Here is a 20,264-nt window from a genome sequence, read left to right on the forward strand (position 1 = left end):
CTCCCAGGTGAAGGTGTATCGGGGGCGGGCGCGGCGGCCATCCTCGCTTTTCACCTTAGCAGCCGGGGCGCCGCGGGTTCTGTATCCAGGGGTTAGGGGGCGCATGAAAAACCGACAGGGCCCGCAAGGCGCTGTCGGTCGGTGGCCCCGCGGGGGCGGGGGTTCGCGGGCCGGCGCGGCGCCGCGAACGTTTTGTCACGAAACGGCTGGGGCCGTCATTGCAGGACGATGTTGGCCTGCTTGATCAGCTGCGACACGATGGGCTGTTCGCTCTTGACCTGCTTGTCCAGCTCGGCGGCGCTGCCGGAGCGCGGCTCGATTCCCATGTCGAGCATGCGCTTTTGCACGGCCTCGTCCTTGAGCGTCTCGGCCAGGGCGGCCTGCAGCTTGTCCAGCACCGGCGCCGGCGTGCCCTTGGGGGCCACGAAGCTGAACCAGGCGGTCATGTCGAAGGCCGGATAGCCTTGCTCGGCCAGCGTCGCCAGCTTCGGCTCGGTGGCCAGGCGGGTGGGGCTGGTGATCGCGAATACCTTGACCTTGCCGGCCTCGGCCTGCGGCATGCCGGTGGCGACCATGTCGAAGAACAGGTCCACGTCGCCGCTGATCAGCGCCGGCAGGGCCTGAGTCGCGCCCTTGAACGGCACGTGCAGGATGTCGACGCCGGCGCGTTCCTTGAACAATTCGCCGGCCAGATGCGACGACGTGCCCGCGCCGAAGGTGGCGAAGGTCAGCTTGCCCGGATTCTGCTTGGCGTAGGCGACCACGTCCGCGGTGCTGTTGAACGGGCGCTTGGGGCTGGACAGCAGCACCAGCGGGCCGATCCCGACCATGCCGATGGGCGCGAAGCCGTCGGGGTCGTAGGGCAGCTCCTTATACAGATAGCGGTTGGTGACCAGCGTGGAGTTGGTGGCCATCAGGATGGTGTAGCCATCCGGCGCCTCGCGCGAGACGAAGGCGGCGCCGATCGAGGTGCCGGCGCCGGCCTTGTTCTCGACGATCATGGGCTGGCCCAGGGTCTTGGCCATGCGTTCGGCCAGCACCCGCGTCAGCACGTCGGTGGCGCCGCCCGCCGGGAATGGCGAGACCACCTTGATCGGGCGGGACGGGTAGGTATCTGCCTGGGCGCCCAGCGCGGCGAGGCTGAGCAGTAGACCCGCCAGGAACGGGTAGCGCTTGCGAATCATGTTTTCCCCTTGAAATCGCGTGCTTGAGAGTGGTCGGCCGGGCCCGGCTCGGCCCGGCCAGCCTGCCGGTGAGGGCGGGGCGGGCAGGGCTTGCCAGGTCTCCATGGATGTTTTAAATTCCGTTAATTGGAATTTAATTTTGTTATTCGGAATAAACTATAAAAACGAAGCGAATAGAAATGCAATCTTTTTCTGACCCCAAGCGCATCCCCCATCCCGCCGCCAAGCCCGACCAGAAGCTGGCGCTGAGCGCCCCCGCGCGTCGTAAGCGCGCCGGCGCCGTGGGCGAGGGGCCGGTGTCGCCCGACTTCATCACAGCGCTGGCGCGCGGCCTGGAAGTGCTGCGCTGCTTCCGGCCGGGCGTGGCGGCGCTGGGCAACCTGGACCTGGCGCGCCTGACCGGCCTGCCCAAGCCCACCATCAGCCGCATCACCTACACGCTGACCGAGCTGGGCTACCTGCGCTATCACCCGGACACAGGCAAGTATTCGCCGGGCTACGGCGTGCTGGCGCTGGGCTTCGGCCTGCTGGCCGGGCTGGAGGTGCGCGAGCTGGCCAAGGCGTCGATGACCGACCTGGCGCGCGAGACCGGCGGCGCGGTGGCGCTGGGCGCCTTCGATGGCGACGCCATGACCTACGTCGAGGCCATCCACGGCTCGTCCGCCCTGTATTTGCGCCTGCCGGTGGGCTACCGCGCCAGCCTCGACAGCGCCATGGGCCGCGCCTATCTGGCCAGCCTGCCGGCGGCGGCCTGCGCCGACGTGCTGGAACGGCTGGGGCCGGCAGCGCCGGCGGCGGCCGCGATCGAGCGCGCCCGCGCCGAGCTGCGCGACACCGGTTGCTGCTTTGCGATCGGCGAGTGGCAGTCCGGCATCAATGCCGTGGCGGTGCCGTTCACGTCCGTGACCGGGGAGGGCGTGTTCGTCATGAGTTGCGGCGGCCCGGAGGGCCTGCTGCCCGAGGCCGGGCTGCGCACCCAGGTGGCGCCCGCGCTGCGGGCCGCCATCGCGGGCCTGGCGGGCGCGCCGGCCTGAGCGCGGCGGCGCGTCGTGGCGGGGGCGTGGTATCTCGTACAATTCACGGATTGATCCACCCCCAAGTGCCCCCGGAGGCCCGTTTGGCCAAACCTTCTCAAGCCGATCCGCAGACCGACGACCGTCCCTTGCCCCAGGATTTCGAAACGGCCCTGGCCGAACTGGAATCGCTGGTCGCGGCCATGGAAGACGGTTCGCTGCCGCTGGAGCAGTCGCTCGCCGCCTACCGGCGCGGCGTGGCGCTGACGCGGGTCTGCCAGGAACGCCTGGCCCAGGCCGAACAGCAGGTCAAGGTCCTGGAGGGCGACTTGCTGCGCCCGCTGGACGCCGCGGCGCTGGATGACGAATAAGAATCGGATGAAGCAAATTCAACTCGCTTTCCCGGAGTGGCTGCAGGGCCGCGTGCGGCATGTCGAAGACGTGCTCGACGACCTCCTGCCGCCCGCCGACGTTGTGCCCGCCCGCCTGCATGAAGCCATGCGCTACGCCGTGCTCGGCGGCGGCAAACGGGTGCGGGCAGCGCTGGTCTACGCCGCCGGCCAGGCCTGCCCGGTCAGCGGCAGCGTGCTGGCCGTCGAGGCCTCGCTGGACCGCGCCGCCGCGGCGGTGGAACTGATCCACGCCTACTCGCTGGTGCACGACGACCTGCCCTGCATGGACGACGACGTCCTGCGCCGCGGCCGTCCCACCACCCACGTGCAGTTCGACGAAGCCACCGCCATGCTGGCCGGCGACGCGCTGCAGCCGCTGGCCTTCGAATTGCTGGCCTCCATGCCCATCGCGCCGGCCCTGATCGTGCAGGCCACGCAGTCGCTGGCGCGCGCGGCGGGCAGCCAGGGCATGGCCGGCGGCCAGGCCATCGACCTGCTCAGCGTCGGCCACCGGCTGTCGCGCGACGAACTGCAGCAGATGCACAGCATGAAGACCGGCGCCATGCTGGCCTGCAGCGTGGCGCTGGGCGGCATCGTCGCTGGCGCCAGCTCTGCCTCGCGCCAGGCGCTGGACGTCTACGCCCAGGCCATCGGCCTGGCGTTCCAGGTGGTGGACGACATTCTCGATGTGACCGCCGATTCCGCCAGCCTGGGCAAGACGCCGGGCAAGGACGCGGCCGAAAACAAGCCGACCTACGTCTCGCTGCTGGGCCTGGACGAGGCCCGCGCGTTCGCGAGCGAGCTGCGCGAAGCCGCGCTGGCCGCGCTCGAACCGCTGGGCGACGCCGGCAAGCGCCTGGCCGAGCTGGCTGATTTCATCGTCCTCCGAGACCGCTGAACCGTGACCCGTCCGGGCTGGCCGCAGGCCGGGCATACGAACCCCATACAAGCATGACGACAGAATTACTGGACCGCATCCAATCCCCGGCAGACCTCAAGCGCCTGGATCGTCGCGAGCTCAAGCGCCTGGCCGACGAGTTGCGCGGCTTCGTGCTGGAGTCGGTCTCCAAGACCGGCGGCCACCTGTCGTCGAACCTGGGCACGGTCGAGCTGACGCTGGCCCTGCACCAGGTCTTCGACACGCCGCATGACCGCATCGTCTGGGACGTGGGCCACCAGTCCTATCCCCACAAGATCCTGACCGGGCGCCGCGCCGGCATGGCCAAGCTGCGCCAGCAGGGCGGCATCTCGGGCTTTCCCAAGCGCAGCGAATCCGAATACGACGCCTTCGGCACCGCGCATTCGTCGACCTCGATCTCGGCCGCGCTGGGCATGGCGGTGGCCTCGCGCAACGCCGGCGTGCAGCGCCAGCACATCGCCGTCATCGGCGACGGCGCGATGTCCGCCGGCATGGCCTTCGAGGCCATGAACAACGCCGGCGTCACCGCCAACATCAACCTGCTGGTGATCCTGAACGACAACGACATGTCGATCTCGCCGCCGGTGGGGGCGCTGAACCGCTACCTGGCGCGCCTGATGTCCGGCCGCTTCTACGCCGCCGCCAAGAACGTCGGCCGCGCCGTGCTGCAGCACGTGCCGCCGGTGCTGGAACTGGCGCGCCGCTTCGAGGAACATGCCAAGGGCATGGTCACGCCGGCCACGCTGTTCGAGGAGTTCGGCTTCAACTACGTCGGCCCGATCGACGGCCACGACCTCGACGCGCTGGTGCCGACGCTGCAGAACCTGAAGGCGCTGCAAGGCCTGCAGTTCCTGCACGTGGTCACCAAGAAAGGGCAGGGCTACAAGCTGGCCGAGGCCGATCCGGTGCTGTACCACGGCCCGGGCAAGTTCGACCCCGCCGTCGGCATCCAGCAATCGAAGGCGCCGGGCAAGCGCACCTTCACCCAGGTGTTCAGCGACTGGCTGTGCGAGATGGGCGAACAGGATTCGCGCCTGGTCGCCGTCACCCCCGCCATGCGCGAGGGTAGCGGCCTGGTCGAGTTCGAGAAGCGCTTCCCGCAGCGCTACTTCGACGTCGGCATCGCCGAACAGCACGCCGTGACGTTCGCCGGCGGCATCGCCTGCGAGGCGCAGAAGCCGGTGCTGGCGATCTACTCGACCTTTCTGCAGCGCGGCTACGACCAGCTGATCCACGACGTGGCCCTGCAGAACCTGGACGTCACCTTCGCGCTCGACCGCGCCGGCATCGTCGGCGCCGATGGCGCCACGCACGCCGGCAACTACGACACCGCGTTCCTGCGCTGCGTGCCGAACATGGTGGTGGCCACGCCCTCGGACGAAAACGAAACCCGCCTGCTGCTGTCCACCTGTTATCAGTATCCCGGCCCGGCCTCGGTGCGCTATCCGCGCGGCGCGGGCTGCGGCGCGGCGGAAACGGCCGGCCTGGACACGGTCGAACTGGGCCGCGGCGTGGTGCGCCGCGAAGGCCGCAAGATCGCCATCCTCGGTTTCGGCACGCTGGTGCAGCCGGCGCTGGCGGCGGCCGAAAAACTGGACGCCACCGTGGCCGACATGCGCTTCGTCAAGCCGATCGACCGCGCGCTGATCCTGGACCTGGCCAGCCGCCACGACGCCCTGGTGACGATCGAGGACGCCGCGATCATGGGCGGCGCCGGCAGCGCCGTGCTGGAAGTGCTGGCCGCCGAAGGCATCGCGATTCCTGTGCTGCAGCTGGGCTTTCCCGACGAGTTCATCGACCACGGCGACCAATTGGCGCTGCTGGCCGGGATCGGCCTGGATGCCGCCGGCATCGAGCAATCGATCCGGGCGCGCTACGCCTCGCTGCTGGCCTGATTGGCCGCACCCACGGACCGGCCCGCCGGTTTGGTCCGTGTGGCGAAACAGTGTGTTCCGGCCCCGCCAGCCTACGAATGAAAGGGTTTTCCCTGGCGCTGGCGGGACTTTGGGCGATAATGGCCCCCTCTTAAAGATTCCTGGGTCTGCGTGTTCACGCCACGCTCGTCGCCCAGACAGGTAAGCCGAAATGAATTCTCCGATCGACCCCGCCATCGTGATGCCCGACGTCCAGAGCTCGACGGACACGCGGCACATCCCGATCCAGCGCGTGGGCATCCGTGGCGTGCGCCACCCCATGCTCATCGAGAACGCCGACGGTTCGCCCCAGGGCACCGTGGCCAACTGGACCCTGACGGTGGCGCTGCCCCCCGAAGAAAAGGGGACGCACATGTCCCGCTTCGTGGCGCTGCTGGAAAAGTACCGCAGCACCCCCATGACGCCGACGCTGTTCCGCGCCATGGCGGCCGACATGCTGCCGCTGCTGCACGCCGAGCGCGGCGACATCACCGCGGCTTTCCCGTACTTCATCAACAAGTCGGCGCCGATCTCCGGCGTGCAGAGCCTGCTGGACTACGAAGTGCAGTGGATCGCCCGCGCCCAGGCCGACAAGGTCGAGTTCGAGCTGGTGGTGCAGGTGCCGGTGACCAGCCTGTGCCCGTGTTCCAAGGCCATCTCCGAATACGGCGCGCACAACCAGCGTTCGCGCGTGACGGTCTCGGCCATCCTGGAATCCGACATCAGCATGGACGGCGTGATCCGCCTGATCGAAGACGAAGGCTCGTGTGAGCTCTGGGGCCTGCTCAAGCGCCCCGACGAGAAGTACGTCACCGAACGCGCCTACGACAACCCCAAGTTCGTCGAAGACCTGGTGCGCGACGTGGCGGCCCGCCTGAACGCGCATCCCGGCATCGCCCGCTACCGCGTCGAGGCCGAGAACTTCGAATCGATCCACAACCACTCGGCTTGCGCCGTGGTGGAAGGCTGAGTCCTCCGTGCGGCATCCGGCGGCCAGCGACTGGCCGCTCATTGCGCGACTGGCGGGATGGGAAGCGCGGCTGGCCGATCACCTGGCCGGCCGCGGTCGTTTGGGCGTCGCCTTCTACGAGTTCTTCCGCTTCGGCGTGAAGCAGGCCTGGGCCTGCCTGTTCGGCGGCCTGATGTGCGCGCTGCTGCTGGCCACGCACTGGTGGTATCCGCAGGACGCCTGGCTGGCGCGCTACGACTTCCTGACGCTGGCCGCGCTGGCCATCCAGGCCGCGCTGCTGGCCCTGCGCATGGAAACCTGGGACGAGGCCAAGGTCATCCTGATGTTCCATGTGGTCGGCACCGGCATGGAGCTGTTCAAGACGGCGGCCGGCTCCTGGATCTATCCCGAGGCCAGCGTGCTGCGCATCGGCGGCGTACCGCTCTTCACCGGCTTCATGTATGCCGCGGTCGGCAGCTATCTGGCGCGGGTCTGGCGCCTGTTCGATTTCCGCTTCCGGGCCCATCCGCCGCTGGCCGCCACCGTGGCGCTGTCGGTGCTGATCTACGTGAATTTCTTCGCGCATCATTTTGTCCCCGATTTTCGTCTGGCGCTGTTCGGCCTGACGGCGCTGCTGTTCGCGCGCACCTGGGTCTACTTCCGCATCTGGCGCGACTACCGCCGCATGCCGTTGTTGCTGGGCTTCGTGCTGGTGGCGCTGTTCATCTGGTTCGCCGAGAACATCGGCACCTTCGCCAACGCCTGGCGCTATCCCAACCAGTCGCAGGGCTGGGAACTGGTCTCGATAAACAAGCTGGGCTCGTGGTTCCTGCTCATGATCATCAGCTACGTGATGGTCAGCGTGGTCAGCCGGCCGCAGGAGATCGGTGTGGCCGATGCGCCGCGTCCGGTGGGGCCGGATAACGCGTCCCCGATTTCCTGAGCGCCGCCGGCTTGCGTCGAGCGGTCCGATCGGCGATAATCGAGAGCTTTCTTGCTCGACCGCCCATGTTTTTTGGGTAGCGGGCTGCCCCTTGCAAGCCATACGCCTTGAAGAAAAAGACCAGTGATAGAGAAAGCACTGGAAAGCCGGAACTGACCGCGAGCACGATGCGCGCGCGGGCTGATGACGGTGTCAGGCGGACGGCGGGCAAGACATCCTCAAGGAGTTTTACTCATGCGTCACTACGAAGTGGTGTTTATCGTTCACCCCGACCAAAGCGAGCAAGTGCCCGCCATGGTCGAGCGTTACCAAGCGCTGGTCACGGGCCAAGGCGGCTCGGTGCATCGCCTGGAAGACTGGGGTCGCCGTCAACTGGCCTACCCGATCCAGAAGCTCGTCAAGGCTCACTACGTCTGCCTGAACATCGAGTGCGGCCAAGCCACGCTGGATGAGCTGGAACACTCGTTCCGCTACAACGACGCCGTTCTGCGCCACCTGGTCATCAAGACCAAGAAGGCCCAGACCACGCCCTCGATCATGATGAAGTCGGTCGAGCGCGAAGAAGCCCGCAAGGCTTCGGCGGAAGCTGTCGCGGCTCAGGCCGAGTAAGCAGGGCTCACGCGAGAGCCCATCCCATGAAGTCCCCTCGGTGCCTGGCAGGATGAACAAGCTGGAACTCAGCGCCCGCGTTCTCGAATGCGAGCCTTTGCGCCACACTCCCGCCGGTCTGCCAGCCCTGGAAATGGTGCTGGCGCACGAATCTGAGGTCATCGAAGCCGGCCATCCGCGCCGTGTCGAACTGACGATCTCGGCCGTGGCACTGGGCGATCTGGCGTTGCTGTTGCAAGGAACGGCGCTGGGGTCCGAATTGCACGTGCAGGGGTTTCTGGCCCCGGTGCGCAAGGACTCCGTGAAGTTCAAGCTGCACCTGCAGCAGGCGCGCAAGATCCGCGGCAGCGCAGGACGCGATCCGCTGGTGGCTTGACGGGAATGGGTGACGGGCGCGAGAGCGCCTTCTGAATACGGATAGGTTACGGGGAGTCGGGCCCGATCAAGGTAGACCCGGTCCTCTCAAACATAAGGCACATATCATGGCTTTCTTCGGAAAACGCAAGGAAAAACGCAAATTCACGCAGCAGAACCCGCTCTTCAAGCGTCGTAAGTTCTGCCGCTTCACCGCCGCCGGCGTCGAAGAGATCGACTACAAGGATCTGGACACCCTGCGCGACTTCGTGCAAGAAAACGGCAAGATCATCCCGGCTCGTCTGACCGGCACCAAGGCAATCTACCAGCGCCAGCTGGACACCGCCATCAAGCGCGCGCGCTTCCTGGCCCTGTTGCCTTACACCGACAACCACAACTAATCCGGGGCACTGAAATGCAAGTTATTCTGCTCGAAAAAGTCGTCAACCTGGGTAACCTCGGCGAAGTCGTCCGCGTGCGTGATGGTTACGCCCGCAACTTCCTGATCCCCCAGAAGAAGGCCCGTCGCGCAACCGACGCCGCCCTGAAGGAATTCGAAGCCCGCCGCGCCGAACTGGAAAAGATCCAGGCCGAGAAGCTGGCCGCCGCCCAGGCTCTGGGTGAGCGCGTCAACGGCTACCAGCTGAAGATCGTCCAGAAGGCTGGTGTCGACGGCCGTCTGTTCGGCTCGGTCACCAATGCCGACGTCGCCGAAGGTCTGAAGAAGGCCGGTTTCGAAGGCATCGAGAAGTCGCAAGTGCGCATGCCCAACGGCCAGCTGAAGGCCGTCGGCGAGTTCCCGATCCAGGTCGCCCTGCACGCCGACGTCGTCGTCGACGTCACGGTGCTGGTCGAAGGCGAACTGTCCTAAACCGGACTCCGCGCCAGGAAAGAAAGCCGGCCCGCGTGCCGGCTTTTTTTCTTTTCCCGGCGCGCTTGCTTTTCCCCGCTTTGCCATCCGGTGTTTGCGTGTAGTCTTTCGGGCTGCATGCCCACCTTCCACGCTGTTGCCACCGAGGACCTCTTGACCCAGCCGCCCGTCCACCACAACGCCCCCCCCGGATTGCGCGCCTGGCTCGACAGCCTGGACGCCGAGCGCGAGCCGTCGGTGCGGGACGCCACCATCGATGGGGTGCGCTGCATCGTCAAGCGCCGCCGGCCTAGCCTGGCGAGCGGCGTCAGTTATGTGCTGCGCTATGCGCGCGCGCTGTTCCTCGGGGTGGGCTGCAAGCTGTTCCTGGGTGAATTCCCGCGTCCCGGCATCCTGCTGCGCAATGGCCTGGAGCATGAGGCCCGGCGCCTCAATCAACTGTTGCAGGCCGGCTGCCGCGTGCCCGAGGTCTGGTGGCAGGAGCAGGGCCTCCTGGTGCTGGAATTCGTCGGCGAGGACCTGGCCGACCTGATCCGCAACGAGGACACCACCTTGCGCCTGTGGCTGACGCGCGCGGCCGCGACCGACCTGGCCGCTTTCCATGCCCGCGGGCTGTGGCACGGCGGCGCGCAGATCCGCAACATCACGCTGCAGGACGGCGAACTGTGGCGCATCGATTTCGAAGAGAACATCGGTTCCACGCTGTCGCGTCCGCTGGCCCAGGCCTATGATCTGTTCCAGATGCTGGCCTCGCTGGTGTCGTTGCGTAAATTGCCCGACGACGTGGGCCGGACGCTGGGTAAACTGGCGCTGGACGTCTATTTCGAATGTAATCCCGACCCCGAGGTCAAGGCCCGCCTGCGCCGCCTGACCCGGGTGCTTTCCTTCATCGCCACGCCGCTGCGGCCCCTGCTGGGCCGCCTGCCGTCGCGCGATGTGCAGGGTTTCTTCCGCGTCGCGGATATCCTGCAGCCGTTATTATTGAAGCCATGAACACACCTGCCGACTCCCAGCTTGAATACCTGCGCGTTCCCCCGCATTCCATCGAGGCGGAGCAGTCGGTGCTGGGCGGCCTGCTGCTGGACAACGCAGCCTGGGACCGCATCGCCGACGTGCTGGTCGAAGAAGACTTCTACCGCCACGACCATCGGCTCATCTGGCACCATATCGCCCGGCTGATCGGGCTGGCGCGGCCGGCCGACGTCATCACCGTGCACGAATCGCTGGTCAGCGCCGGCAAGGCCGACGACGCCGGCGGCCTGGCCTACCTGAACGCGCTGGCGCACAACACGCCGTCGGCCGCCAACATCCGCCGCTATGGCGAAATCGTGCGCGAGCGCGCCATGCTGCGCAAGCTGGTGTCGATCGCCGACGAGATCTCCTCGGCCGCCATGAACCCGCAGGGCAAGGAAGCGCGCCAACTGCTGGACGAGGCCGAATCCAAGGTGTTCCAGATCGCCCAGGAAGGCGCGCGCGGCGCCGCCGGCTTCCAGGAAATCCAGCCGCTGCTGACGCAGGTGGTGGAACGCATCGACGAGCTCTATCACCGCGAAAGCACTTCTGATGTGACCGGCGTGCCCACCGGTTTCACCGACCTCGACAAGATGACCTCGGGCATGCAGGGCGGCGACCTGATCATCGTGGCCGGCCGCCCGTCGATGGGCAAGACCTCGTTCTCGATGAACATCGGCGAGCACGTCGCCATCGAAGAGGGCCTGCCGGTGGCGGTGTTCTCGATGGAAATGGGCGCGGTGCAGCTGGCCATGCGTATGCTGGGTTCGGTCGGCCTGCTCGACCAGCACCGCATGCGGACCGGCAAGCTGATCGCCGAAGACTGGCCGCGCGTGACCCATGCGGTGCAGTTGATGCAGGACGCGCAGGTCTACATCGACGAATCGCCCGCGCTCAGCCCGATGGAAGTGCGCGCCCGCGCGCGCCGCCTGGCGCGCCAGTGCGGCCAGCTCGGCCTGATCATCATCGACTACCTGCAGCTGATGTCGGGCAACGGCTCGGGCGAGAACCGCGCCACCGAAGTGTCGGAAATCAGCCGCTCGCTCAAGGGTCTGGCCAAGGAACTGAACTGCCCGCTGATCGCGCTGTCGCAGCTGAACCGAAGCCTGGAGCAGCGTCCCAACAAGCGTCCCGTGATGAGCGACCTGCGCGAATCGGGCGCCATCGAACAGGACGCCGACGTGATCCTGTTCATCTACCGCGACGAGGTCTACAACCCCGATTCGCCGGACAAGGGCACTGCCGAGATCATCATCGGCAAGCAGCGTAACGGCCCCATCGGCTCGGTGCGCCTGACCTTCCAGGGTTCGAGCACGCGCTTCCTGAATTTCTCCGGCGCGCAGCCGCGGGACCTGTACTGAGCGCCTGTCGCCCACTCAAAAAAAACCGCGCCCCAGGGCGCGGTTTTTTCATGGCGGCGTGGCGGATTCATTCGTCCGTTTCGGGCCGCTTGCCGTAGCGCGCGGCCAGCACGCCGCAGACCATCAACTGGATCTGGTGGAACAGCATCAGCGGCAGCACGATGGCGCCCACCGCGTGGCCGGCGAACAGCACCTGGGCCATCGGAATGCCGCTGGCCAGGCTCTTCTTGGAGCCGCAGAACAGCAGCGTGATTCGGTCGGGCAGGTTGAAGCCGAACATCCTGCCGGCCAGCGCCGACAGGCCCAGCGCCAGCGCCAGGATGACGGCGCAGCACACCACCAGGCCCAGCAGCGCCGGGATCGGCGTGGAACTCCACAGGCCTTCGTTGATGGCTTCCGAGAACGCCGTGTAGACCACCAGCAGGATCGAGCCCTGGTCGACGAACTTCAGCATCGCCTTGCGCTTGTGCACCCAGGCGCCGATCCAGCGGCGGGCGAACTGGCCCAGCACGAACGGCAGCAGCAGCTGCAGCATGATCTTGCCGACAGCGTCGAACGAGATCGGCGCGCTGCCGGCGTTGGCGACCACGGTGCCCACCAGCAGCGGCGTCAGGAAAATGCCCAGCAGGCTCGAGGCCGAGGCGCTGCAGACCGCGGCCGGCACGTTGCCGCGCGCCATCGACGTGAAGGCGATGGCCGATTGCACGGTGGCGGGCAGGCAGCACAGGAACAGGATGCCGAGATACAGCTCGGGGGTGACCAGCGGTTCCAGCACCGGCTTGAGCGCCAGGCCCAGCAGCGGGAACATCAGGAAGGTGGCAGAGAAGATCGTGAGATGCAGCTTCCAGTGGGTGAGGCCGGCGATGATGGCCTCGCGCGACAGGCGCGCGCCGTGCAGGAAGAACAGCAGGCCGACCGCGATGTTGGTGATCCAGCCGAACACCACCACGCCCTGCCCGTGGGCGGGCACGATGCTGGCGATGATGACGGTGCAGATCAGGTAGAGGGTGAAGCGGTCGGGCAGGAGACGGACAAGGCGTGACATGGAGGGGGTAGGGGGATGACGGAAAGCGGCGGCGCGCCTGGCGCGCCGGAATCGGGGCGTATTGTAGACCCCGGGGGCTTGCAGGCCGCTGGCGGGCCGGGGCGGGTGTCCGCCTGTCGGGCCCCTTGGGGTTCAGGGCGTCATGGCCAGCGCCAGATCGAACGCGGCGATCAGCGAGGCCTGGTCGGCCACGCCCTTGCCGGCGATGTCGAAGGCGGTGCCATGGTCGACGCTGGTGCGCACGAACGGCAGGCCGACGGTGACGTTGACGCCATGGTCCACGCCCAGGTACTTCACCGGGATCAGGCCCTGGTCGTGGTACTGGGCCACCACGATGTCGAACTCGCCGCGGCGGGCCCGCATGAAGACCGTGTCGCCAGGCCACGGGCCGCTGGCGTCGATGCCTTCGTCGCGGGCGCGGCGGATGGCCGGCGCGATGATGTCGATGTCCTCGCGGCCGAACTTGCCGCCTTCGCCGGCGTGCGGGTTCAGGCCGGCCACCGCGACGCGCGGATGGGCGATGCCCATCTGGCGGCAGGCTCGGTCGGCCAGGCGCATGGCGGTCAGCTCGGCCTCGGGCGTGATGCGCGCCATGACGTCGGCGAGGGCCACGTGGATGGTCACCAGCAGCACGCGCAGCTCGTCGTTGGCGAGCATCATGGCGAAGTCGTCGGTGCCCGAACGTTCCGCCAGGATCTCGGTGTGGCCGGGATAGTCGATGCCGGCCGCGTGCATGGACTGCTTGTTCAGCGGCGCGGTGACGATGGCGCGGATGCGGCCGGCCTGGGCGTCGTCGATGGCGGCGCAGACGTAATCGTAGGCGGCGCGTCCGGCCGCGGCGTTGATCTGGCCGAAGGGCAGGTCGGGCGGCAGCGCGGGGCCACAGGCGATGACCTCGATGCGGCTGGCGTCGCCGCTGGCCAGGCCGGCGTGCGCGATCTCCGTGATCGCCAGGCGCGCGCCCAGCGCGCTCGCGGCGCGGCGCAGGGCGCCGGCATCGCCGTAGACCACACAGGGCGCATTCAGGCCCTGGGCGCAGGCCTTGACGATGATTTCGGGGCCGATGCCGGCGGCATCCCCCATGGTGATGCCCACGGGCGGGGGAGTATTCACGATGTGTTTCCGGATTACTGCTTGGCGTTCTTCGGCGGTTCGATCTCGCCGCATTCGAACGTGACCGTGGCGCGCTTGGAACCCAGGCCCGTGGCGTGATTGGACGTCACCGACGGCTTCTGCAGCTTGCGGCCGATGGACTGGCAATACTGGTCGGCGCGCTGCAGGGCCTGGTTCTTGATTTCGACCCAGGTCAGCAGCTGCGTGCCGGAACTGTAGGTGACGCTGTAGCCATTCTTGCCGGTGGGCGTCACTTCGCTCATGCTGGAGCAGGCGGTCAGCAGGGCGAGCATGGCGGAGACGAAGGCAAGGCGTGCGAGCATGGGAGATCCGTAAAAGGCAATTGGCCAGATTACAACATTATGCCGCCCCCGCCGCGCGCCGGGGAGGGGCTCAGGGCGCGCCCACCGCGCTGCGGCGGTCGACCTTGCGGCTGAGCACGATGGAGGTCTGCGTCTGTTTCACGCCTTCGATCAGGCCGATGCGGTCGAGCAGCTCGTCGAGCTGTTCATGGGTTTCGCAGCGCAGGAAGATCAGGTAGTCATACGGGCCGCTGACCGAGGACACTTCTTCGACCTCGGGCATTTTCTCGAGCTCGCGGATGACCGCCGCCGGCGTCTTGGGCAGGACGCTGATGAAGCAGTAGGCGCGCACCGCGGCCTCTTCGAGCAGGCGGCCGAGCCGCACGCCGTAGCCCGCCACGATGCTCTCGCGCTCGAGCCGGGCGATGCGCGCCACCACGGTGGTGCGCGCCAGCCCCAGCTTGCGCGCCAGGATGGCGGCGGGTTCGCGGGCGTTGGCCTGCAGCAGGCTGAGCAGTTGCCGGTCGATGGCGTCTAGGCGTTCGTTCATGCGCCCGACCATACAGGGGCGGCGCGGCGCAAGTCAATGCGCGGCTCAGTCGTCGGATTCGGGCGGAATGCCGCCTTGATAGACGCGGCCGTCGAAGGCAAAGCGGGTGATGGTCCGGGAAGCCGCGTCGAAGACCCGGTCGCGGCGCGCGGCGTCCGCCTCGCGCGCCGATGCCAGCGTGAAGCGGCAGAGGTCGGCGGCGCTGTCGTAGCGGGCCTCGCGCACCAGGTCGCTGACGCCGAACTCCTGCACATGATGGGCGAACTCGCGCAGCTGCTCCATTTCGTGGAAGGCGCCGCGGTCGCTGACCAGCCGCATGCCGAACTTGTGCTCTTCCAGGGCGGCGGGCGGGGCGGCCGGCGCTGGCGTGAGGGTGGACGCATCGGAGGCGCCGTAGTCGAAGCGCGCGCCGGCCTCGCGCATGGCCGCCAGCACGCCTTGCCAGGCCGTCTCGTCCAGCGTCAGGCGGGCGGCCATGCCCAGCAGTCGCTGCTGCCCCAGCGCGCGCGGCTGCGGGCCGCCGACATAGCTGGACCAGGGCACGGCGGCGTCCAGGCCGGCCAGCTCGGCCATCTGCGCATCGCTGTATCCCAGCCGTTCCTGCAGCCGCCGCAGCGAAGCCGCGTCGGGGGGCACATAGTCGTGGATCGTCTTCATGGACACGCTCCGTTTACGCCGCGCTACGCTTGATGCTAGCGCGCACGGCGGCGCTTGCCCAGCGGGCCGGCCGGCCCATGCTAGGATTTGCGCCGATATTCATTGCCAGGAGGCTTTTCCATGGACATCCAGGAACAAATCGCGGTCATCGTGCATACCATTTCGCACCAGGGCGGCCGCATCGACGCGCTCAACTCGGCGCTGCTGACGATGCTGCACCTGGCCAAGGGCTCGCCCGGCCTGCGCGAGGCGATCGAGGCGCAGCTGGAGCAGAACTATTCCAGCCTGCTGGCCCGTTCGGAAAACCCGCAATACGTGGCGGGCTTCGAAAGCGTGCGCGACCAGATCATCGCCGCGCTGAAGTAGCCGCCGGCCGCCCGCGGCCTGTCGAAGTTACCCACAACTTCTGTGGACAAGCCTTGGGATAGCGCGGGCATAGAAAGCCTTTTTCCTTTAATTACAACGGCTTGCAAAGTGCGATCAAAGGCGGCGCCAAAACCGCCTGTGTTCGCCGCGCGACAGGGGCCGGCAGAGGTCCCGCAAGCCGGGTAATATGCCGCCCCATGCGGAATCAGTATCCATTGGAATACCGGAATCGTGGCCTCGCGGCCCGGGTTTCGGAAGCGGCAAAGCTGGCGGCGTTCGACCCCGGCAAACTCTCCCCCGAGGCGCGTCAGAGCTGGGAGCGCCTGGGCCATGGCTTCAAGGCCTGGCACGACTTCGACCAGCGTCATCCCATCCTGCGGCGGCTGGCCCTGCTGCCGTTCATCGGCCCGCTGTATCGCAAGGCGCGCCGCCGGCACGTGTTGCGCGCCAGCGGCAAGCTGGTCTTCTGAGCGGCGCGCCGGTCACCGGCGCCGCCGCCGCGCAAACAGCCAGTAGGCCAGCCAGGTCGCCACGCCGATCACGGCGGCCACCGCCAGCTTGGTTTCCACGCCATGCAGACGACCGAGCAGGGACTCGATCGTCTGCCCGAACACATATCCCACCAGGCTGAAGCACACCGCCCAGATCGCGGCCGCGATGGCGTTGAGCACCAGAAAGCGCAGCGAGGACACCTGCGAGACCCCCAGCGCCACCGGACCGACCGTGCGCAGTCCATACAGAAAGCGCAACGCCAGGATGAAGCCGTGCGGATAGCGGTCGACCGCCGCCAGCGCTTTGCTGAACGCGGGCTGGGCGCGGATCCGCCGCACGTAGCGATGCTCGCGGTAGCGGCGGCCCAGATAGAACAAGGCCTGGTCGGCGATGAACGAGCCGGCGAACGCGCACAGCATCACGTAGGGCAGGTGCAGCAGGCGCTGATGCGACAGGAAGCCCGCCAGCACCACCACGCTTTCGCCCTCGAGCAGGGTGCCGCCCAGCACCGCCCACAGGCCGTAGTCGACGATGAATTGATGCAGGTGTGGATTCATGCCTGGCGCTCGCCGACGATGCGTGCCAGCGTCACCAGCGCCCGCGCGATCTCGGGCGTGTGGCGTTGCCCGCAACTGATGCGCAGGAAGTGGTTGTAGCGCGCGCCGTTGGAGAACATGGCGCCGGGCGCCACGCGGATGCCCTGCTGCAGCGCGGCCTCGAAGACATCCAGTCCCGAGCGGCCGTCCGGCATCTCCAGCCACAGCAGCATGCCGCCGGTCGGCATGCTGAGGCGGGTGCCGCGCGGGAAGTGCGCCGCGATGACTTCGGCGGTCTGCTCGCGCTGCGTCTTCAATTGCCGGCGCAGCCGCGCCAGGTGCCGGTCGTAGGCGCGCGATCCGAGGTATTCGGCCACGGCGATCTGCGCCAGCGGTTCGTTGGGCCGGCTCTGCGCGAATTTCAGCATGGCGATGCGCGCCTTCCAGCGGCCGCCCAGCAGCCAGCCCAGCCGCATGCCCGGCGCCAGCGTCTTGTGCAGCGACGAGCAGTAGATGACGTTGCCGGTCGGGTCCCAGGACTTGGCCGCGGCCAGCGGCGTGTCGTCGTCGTTCAGCGCGCCATAGGTGTCATCCTCGATCAGCGGCACCTGCTGGCGTTCGCACAGGGCCACCAGGCGCGCCTTCTCGGCGTCGGGCATGACGCAGCCCAGCGGGTTCTGGAAGTTCGGCACCACCACCACCGCGCGGATGTTGCCGTGGGTCTGGAACGCCAGGTCCAGCGCCTCGATCGACAGGCCGTGCTGCGGACTGGTGGGAATCTCCAGCGCGCGCATGCCCAGGCTTTCGAGGATCTGCAGCAGGCCGAAGTAGGTCGGCGACTCCACCGCGATGGTGTCGCCCGGGCGGGCCACGGCGCGCAGCGCCAGGTTCAGCGCCTCGATGCAGCCATGCGTGACGATGACGTCATCGGGCGTGGCGTTGATGCCGTTGGCCAGCGCGCGCCGCGCCAGCACCGTGCGCAGTTCGGGATGGCCCTGCGGCGGCACCGGGCTGACCAGCACCTGGGGCGACTGCCGCAGCGCGCGGATCATGGCCTGCTTCAGGTCTTCCATCGGATAGGCTTCCGGCACCGCCGCGGCCAGCGCGAAGTTGGCGCTGACGGGATGGGCCTCGCACTTGGCGATGAAGTCCGACACGCGGTCATGGATGCCGACGTACTGGGCCGTGCCCAGCGCCTGGCGGATGTCCGGCTCGTTGACGGGGGGAATGCTGTTGCGGCGCGGCTTGAGGACGAAGTAGCCGGACCGGGGACGGGCCTCGATCAGGCCGTCGTCCTCGAGCAGGCGGCAGGCCTGCAGCGCGGTCGAGAGGCTGACGTGGTGGGTGCGCACCAGGGTGCGCACGGACGGCATGCGCTGGTCGGGGGCCAGGACCCCGGTCTGGATGGCGCGCCGGTAGTGGTTCGCCAGGCGTAGGTATAGCGGTTGCGGGTCCATGCGCCGATCATGCTCCCCGAGGTTGGGTTGAGGGTAGGCACAGATTCACGCAAAGTACACCATAACAGAGCGAAAATCGAGAACCTGCATCGGTACAGAAAGTCAGATTGTGTGGCTGTTGCGCAAAACAGGGCGGGCGCAGACTGTGGGCGTCAGATTGGAGATGACCATGGCCCTTTTTCCCGCCCCCGAACCGCGTTCGCAACGTATTGATCTGCTGGCCGGCGCCAGCCGCCAGGTGCGCCTGCGCGGCGGGGCGCTCATCGTCTGCACCAGCGGCAGCCTGATGGTGGCCGAGCCGCCGTACCGCTCGGATATGCCGCCAGGCCGGTATTTGCCGCCGCCGATGCGCCTGAACGCGGGTGAAAGCCATTGCCTGCCGGAAGGCGGTCCGTTGACGCTGACGGCGGTCGGCCAGGCGCAGGCGATCTGCCTGGATCCGCCCGGGCTGCTGGCGCGCGTCGCGGCCATCGCAACGGGTTTTTTTGGCTCGGAAAGCAAAAATAATCGGCCCAATTCGCTGGGTGCGCTGCACAAGATTTCAAAATGATGTATGATTCACACATCAGACGCGGGGTGGAGCAGTCTGGCAGCTCGTCGGGCTCATAACCCGAAGGTCGTAGGCTCAAATCCTGCCCCCGCAACCAGCATTCGAAGCCTTGATTTCATGACGAAATCAAGGCTTTTTTGCTTTCTGGCGCGCGCCGTCGGTGCGAATCAGAACCTGGCTTTTGCCGGCGGCGTGTAGGCAGGCCCTGGAGATGGACTTGCATCGTCAAGCGAAACCGGTTCGATATTGTGCAGGTCGAGCTGCTCGAAGACCGATTTGCCGGATTTGAGATTCAGTCTGGCAGGAAACAGCTTGTCCAGTTCGTCGTTGCGCCAGATCACCTCTTCAGGTCCCACGTGCAGGCTGGCCAATACGCCCGACGCGAAGCTCAGGACGCCCCAGCCACGGTCATTCGCTTCACTTTCCGCATCCACCATCAGCGTGTACACGTGCTTGGGCTCCGACGCGTGGCGCATCAACATGATGGGTATCTTCTCGACCTCGGCATACGCAAAGGTCACGGTGTCGAGATCATCCTGTGCCGTCTCGAAATCGAGGCCGGTGCGACGCAACGCTTCGCCGGACAAGCTGAGCATGACGGCGGGATACCAGATGGGGACGGTTCGCCGGCGAGCGGGAGGTACGTGTTCAATGGTCAAAAGACGCATGATGCTGCCCCGAGGTTGGCGGGTTGTGTGTAGGCAACCTTCCTCATGCTAACCGGAATCATGACAAATCCGGACTTCGCGGCTGCCTGGGCCTGTCCCTGGTACCAGCAGGCAACGGCCAGGGTGCTGGTGCCCGGCGTGGGCGGGATGTCGGTTTCGAATTCGATCCCATCGTCGCCGGCAGGCAGGGGGGCCGAGGTATGCCTTGACGGAAGCAATTCCGGTGAGGAAGGCTCCTGTCCCCCAGACTTCCTTGCTGTGAGTCTGGTGGAAGGCGACGTCGAGTCGTTGTGTCGAACTGGCCAGACGATGGTAGAGAGGCATGGGCGGCGCTTGTGGGGAGTGGAGATCGCATGCAGCGGAGGTCGTCGCCACTACGATAGCTGCTGTGTGACTTCACAGGATCGACCTGCGGCGCAGAATCAGCACGGTTCCGTGGATGGCCGGCGTACGGCTCTCGGCGCCGCCACCGGCGCTTCCAGGAGGACCGCGACGACCGTCGCGGTTTTTTTCATCTCTCGCTTGCCCTGCATCAAGCCGGCGTTCCAGCCCGGAGTTTCCCGGGGGTGCGGGCCCGCACAGGTGGCGGACGCTGCGCTACCATGGCTCAAGCGCGCGAGTCCGCCGCACACGAGGAGGGTCCATGGGCACGGCAAAATACGATCATCCCGGCTACGTCGCCGATACCGGCAGCGAAGGCAAGTACCACGTGGGCATCTGGTGCCCGCACGGCTATCCGGCCCACATTCACATCGGGCGGCCCGCCGAACGCGGCGATCCCCAGGCGCTGCTGCGGCTGCGCATTCCCGATGGCGTGTTCCAGTCGCTGCCGGACGATCCCGAAACCCTGTGCCGCCGCGCAATGGGGCAGGCGCTGGGATTGGGCCTGCTGCGCTCGGTCGCGGTCGACGGCGAATACCAGGAATTGCGTTTCCAGCTCGATGCCGAACCCTGGTCCGGGCCGATGCAGGCCGCCGGCAACGCCTAGCGCAGTTACCCACAGCGACTG

25 protein-coding genes and 1 tRNA gene are annotated in these 20,264 nt (G+C 67.1%); 17 read left to right on the forward strand and 9 right to left on the reverse strand.

The features are described from left to right. Positions 1 to 215 precede the first annotated feature (215 nt). On the reverse strand, positions 216 to 1,184 hold the full coding sequence (locus AOZ49_RS00420; RefSeq protein ID WP_054433370.1) for a Bug family tripartite tricarboxylate transporter substrate binding protein: 969 nt from the start codon (positions 1,182 to 1,184) through the stop codon (positions 216 to 218). Positions 1,185 to 1,363: 179 nt separating this feature from the next. Here AOZ49_RS00420 and AOZ49_RS00425 point away from each other — a divergent pair, with 179 nt between their 5' ends. The 12 genes from AOZ49_RS00425 to AOZ49_RS00480 all read left to right on the forward strand — a co-directional run bounded on the left by AOZ49_RS00425 (position 1,364) and on the right by AOZ49_RS00480 (position 11,519). Then, entirely contained in the window at positions 1,364 to 2,218 is an 855-nt protein-coding gene (locus AOZ49_RS00425; RefSeq protein WP_054433369.1) for an IclR family transcriptional regulator, read from the forward strand. A gap of 83 nt (positions 2,219 to 2,301) precedes the next feature. Further along, complete coding sequence (locus tag AOZ49_RS00430; protein ID WP_006393710.1) at positions 2,302 to 2,568, forward strand: exodeoxyribonuclease VII small subunit; 267 nt, start codon at positions 2,302 to 2,304, stop codon at positions 2,566 to 2,568. A 7-nt stretch (positions 2,569 to 2,575) separates the two neighbouring features. Next, on the forward strand, positions 2,576 to 3,487 hold the full coding sequence (locus AOZ49_RS00435; RefSeq protein ID WP_054433368.1) for a polyprenyl synthetase family protein: 912 nt from the start codon (positions 2,576 to 2,578) through the stop codon (positions 3,485 to 3,487). A gap of 53 nt (positions 3,488 to 3,540) precedes the next feature. After that, positions 3,541 to 5,403: a 1-deoxy-D-xylulose-5-phosphate synthase gene (dxs, locus tag AOZ49_RS00440; RefSeq protein WP_054433367.1), complete on the forward strand. Its 1,863-nt coding sequence runs from the start codon at positions 3,541 to 3,543 to the stop codon at positions 5,401 to 5,403. Positions 5,404 to 5,593: 190 nt separating this feature from the next. Then, positions 5,594 to 6,391, forward strand: a complete 798-nt coding sequence (gene folE2 / locus AOZ49_RS00445; RefSeq protein ID WP_054473914.1) for a GTP cyclohydrolase FolE2 — start codon at positions 5,594 to 5,596, stop codon at positions 6,389 to 6,391. A 7-nt stretch (positions 6,392 to 6,398) separates the two neighbouring features. Next, entirely contained in the window at positions 6,399 to 7,313 is a 915-nt protein-coding gene (locus AOZ49_RS00450) for a DUF817 domain-containing protein (protein WP_054473915.1), read from the forward strand. Positions 7,314 to 7,547: 234 nt separating this feature from the next. Further along, positions 7,548 to 7,922 (forward strand): 30S ribosomal protein S6, encoded by a 375-nt coding sequence (gene rpsF / locus AOZ49_RS00455; protein WP_006393715.1) that lies wholly within the window; start codon positions 7,548 to 7,550, stop codon positions 7,920 to 7,922. A gap of 52 nt (positions 7,923 to 7,974) precedes the next feature. Beyond that, a complete protein-coding gene (gene priB / locus AOZ49_RS00460; RefSeq protein WP_054433365.1) occupies positions 7,975 to 8,298 on the forward strand; it encodes a primosomal replication protein N in 324 nt (107 codons plus the stop codon). 106 nt (positions 8,299 to 8,404) lie between these two features. Next, positions 8,405 to 8,677 carry a 30S ribosomal protein S18 gene (gene rpsR, locus AOZ49_RS00465; protein ID WP_006218308.1) on the forward strand — a complete coding sequence of 91 codons (273 nt, stop codon included), beginning with the start codon at positions 8,405 to 8,407 and terminating at the stop codon, positions 8,675 to 8,677. Between the two features lie 14 nt (positions 8,678 to 8,691). Next, positions 8,692 to 9,147: a 50S ribosomal protein L9 gene (gene rplI, locus AOZ49_RS00470; RefSeq protein WP_054433364.1), complete on the forward strand. Its 456-nt coding sequence runs from the start codon at positions 8,692 to 8,694 to the stop codon at positions 9,145 to 9,147. Between the two features lie 153 nt (positions 9,148 to 9,300). Beyond that, the gene (locus tag AOZ49_RS00475; RefSeq protein ID WP_054473916.1) at positions 9,301 to 10,140 is read left to right on the forward strand and encodes an RIO1 family regulatory kinase/ATPase domain-containing protein; all 840 of its coding nucleotides are present in this window, start codon (positions 9,301 to 9,303) and stop codon (positions 10,138 to 10,140) included. Continuing rightward, the gene (locus AOZ49_RS00480) at positions 10,137 to 11,519 is read left to right on the forward strand and encodes a replicative DNA helicase (protein ID WP_006393719.1); all 1,383 of its coding nucleotides are present in this window, start codon (positions 10,137 to 10,139) and stop codon (positions 11,517 to 11,519) included. Before AOZ49_RS00475 ends, AOZ49_RS00480 begins: the two co-directional genes overlap by 4 nt. Before the next feature lie 67 nt (positions 11,520 to 11,586). Here AOZ49_RS00480 and AOZ49_RS00485 read toward each other — a convergent pair whose 3' ends face one another. The 5 genes from AOZ49_RS00485 to AOZ49_RS00505 all read right to left on the reverse strand — a co-directional run bounded on the left by AOZ49_RS00485 (position 11,587) and on the right by AOZ49_RS00505 (position 15,186). Then, a complete protein-coding gene (locus AOZ49_RS00485; protein WP_054433362.1) occupies positions 11,587 to 12,564 on the reverse strand; it encodes a bile acid:sodium symporter family protein in 978 nt (325 codons plus the stop codon). A gap of 132 nt (positions 12,565 to 12,696) precedes the next feature. Continuing rightward, on the reverse strand, positions 12,697 to 13,677 hold the full coding sequence (gene pdxA / locus AOZ49_RS00490; protein ID WP_082380255.1) for a 4-hydroxythreonine-4-phosphate dehydrogenase PdxA: 981 nt from the start codon (positions 13,675 to 13,677) through the stop codon (positions 12,697 to 12,699). A gap of 14 nt (positions 13,678 to 13,691) precedes the next feature. Beyond that, positions 13,692 to 14,000, reverse strand: coding sequence for a hypothetical protein (locus AOZ49_RS00495; protein ID WP_054433361.1), 309 nt, complete (start codon positions 13,998 to 14,000; stop codon positions 13,692 to 13,694). Positions 14,001 to 14,070: 70 nt separating this feature from the next. Continuing rightward, a complete protein-coding gene (locus AOZ49_RS00500; protein ID WP_006393724.1) occupies positions 14,071 to 14,529 on the reverse strand; it encodes an Lrp/AsnC family transcriptional regulator in 459 nt (152 codons plus the stop codon). A gap of 45 nt (positions 14,530 to 14,574) precedes the next feature. Then, a complete protein-coding gene (locus tag AOZ49_RS00505; protein WP_054473917.1) occupies positions 14,575 to 15,186 on the reverse strand; it encodes a hypothetical protein in 612 nt (203 codons plus the stop codon). Between the two features lie 120 nt (positions 15,187 to 15,306). Between AOZ49_RS00505 and AOZ49_RS00510 the strand changes: the two genes are divergently transcribed. Further along, complete coding sequence (locus AOZ49_RS00510; RefSeq protein ID WP_006393727.1) at positions 15,307 to 15,552, forward strand: hypothetical protein; 246 nt, start codon at positions 15,307 to 15,309, stop codon at positions 15,550 to 15,552. A gap of 215 nt (positions 15,553 to 15,767) precedes the next feature. After that, positions 15,768 to 16,022, forward strand: a complete 255-nt coding sequence (locus AOZ49_RS00515) for a hypothetical protein (protein ID WP_006393728.1) — start codon at positions 15,768 to 15,770, stop codon at positions 16,020 to 16,022. 12 nt (positions 16,023 to 16,034) lie between these two features. On the opposite strand, the gene AOZ49_RS00520 is transcribed toward AOZ49_RS00515, so the two are convergent. Beyond that, positions 16,035 to 16,601, reverse strand: coding sequence for a DedA family protein (locus AOZ49_RS00520; protein WP_054473918.1), 567 nt, complete (start codon positions 16,599 to 16,601; stop codon positions 16,035 to 16,037). Next, positions 16,598 to 18,037 (reverse strand): aminotransferase-like domain-containing protein, encoded by a 1,440-nt coding sequence (locus AOZ49_RS00525; RefSeq protein ID WP_054433358.1) that lies wholly within the window; start codon positions 18,035 to 18,037, stop codon positions 16,598 to 16,600. Before AOZ49_RS00525 ends, AOZ49_RS00520 begins: the two co-directional genes overlap by 4 nt. Positions 18,038 to 18,146: 109 nt before the next feature. On the opposite strand from AOZ49_RS00525, the gene AOZ49_RS00530 reads away from it, so the two are divergent. Further along, entirely contained in the window at positions 18,147 to 18,587 is a 441-nt protein-coding gene (locus AOZ49_RS00530) for a hypothetical protein (protein WP_231689802.1), read from the forward strand. A 20-nt stretch (positions 18,588 to 18,607) separates the two neighbouring features. Beyond that, positions 18,608 to 18,684, forward strand: a tRNA-Met gene (locus AOZ49_RS00535). A gap of 70 nt (positions 18,685 to 18,754) precedes the next feature. On the opposite strand, the gene AOZ49_RS00540 is transcribed toward AOZ49_RS00535, so the two are convergent. Next, positions 18,755 to 19,255: a hypothetical protein gene (locus AOZ49_RS00540; RefSeq protein ID WP_156355548.1), complete on the reverse strand. Its 501-nt coding sequence runs from the start codon at positions 19,253 to 19,255 to the stop codon at positions 18,755 to 18,757. A gap of 643 nt (positions 19,256 to 19,898) precedes the next feature. Between AOZ49_RS00540 and AOZ49_RS00545 the strand changes: the two genes are divergently transcribed. Then, positions 19,899 to 20,243 carry a hypothetical protein gene (locus AOZ49_RS00545; protein WP_054473920.1) on the forward strand — a complete coding sequence of 115 codons (345 nt, stop codon included), beginning with the start codon at positions 19,899 to 19,901 and terminating at the stop codon, positions 20,241 to 20,243. Positions 20,244 to 20,264: the final 21 nt, after the last annotated feature.

The sequence above is a fragment of the Achromobacter sp. 2789STDY5608615 genome (genome assembly GCF_001298995.1).
Lineage (GTDB): Bacteria > Pseudomonadota > Gammaproteobacteria > Burkholderiales > Burkholderiaceae_B > Achromobacter > Achromobacter insuavis.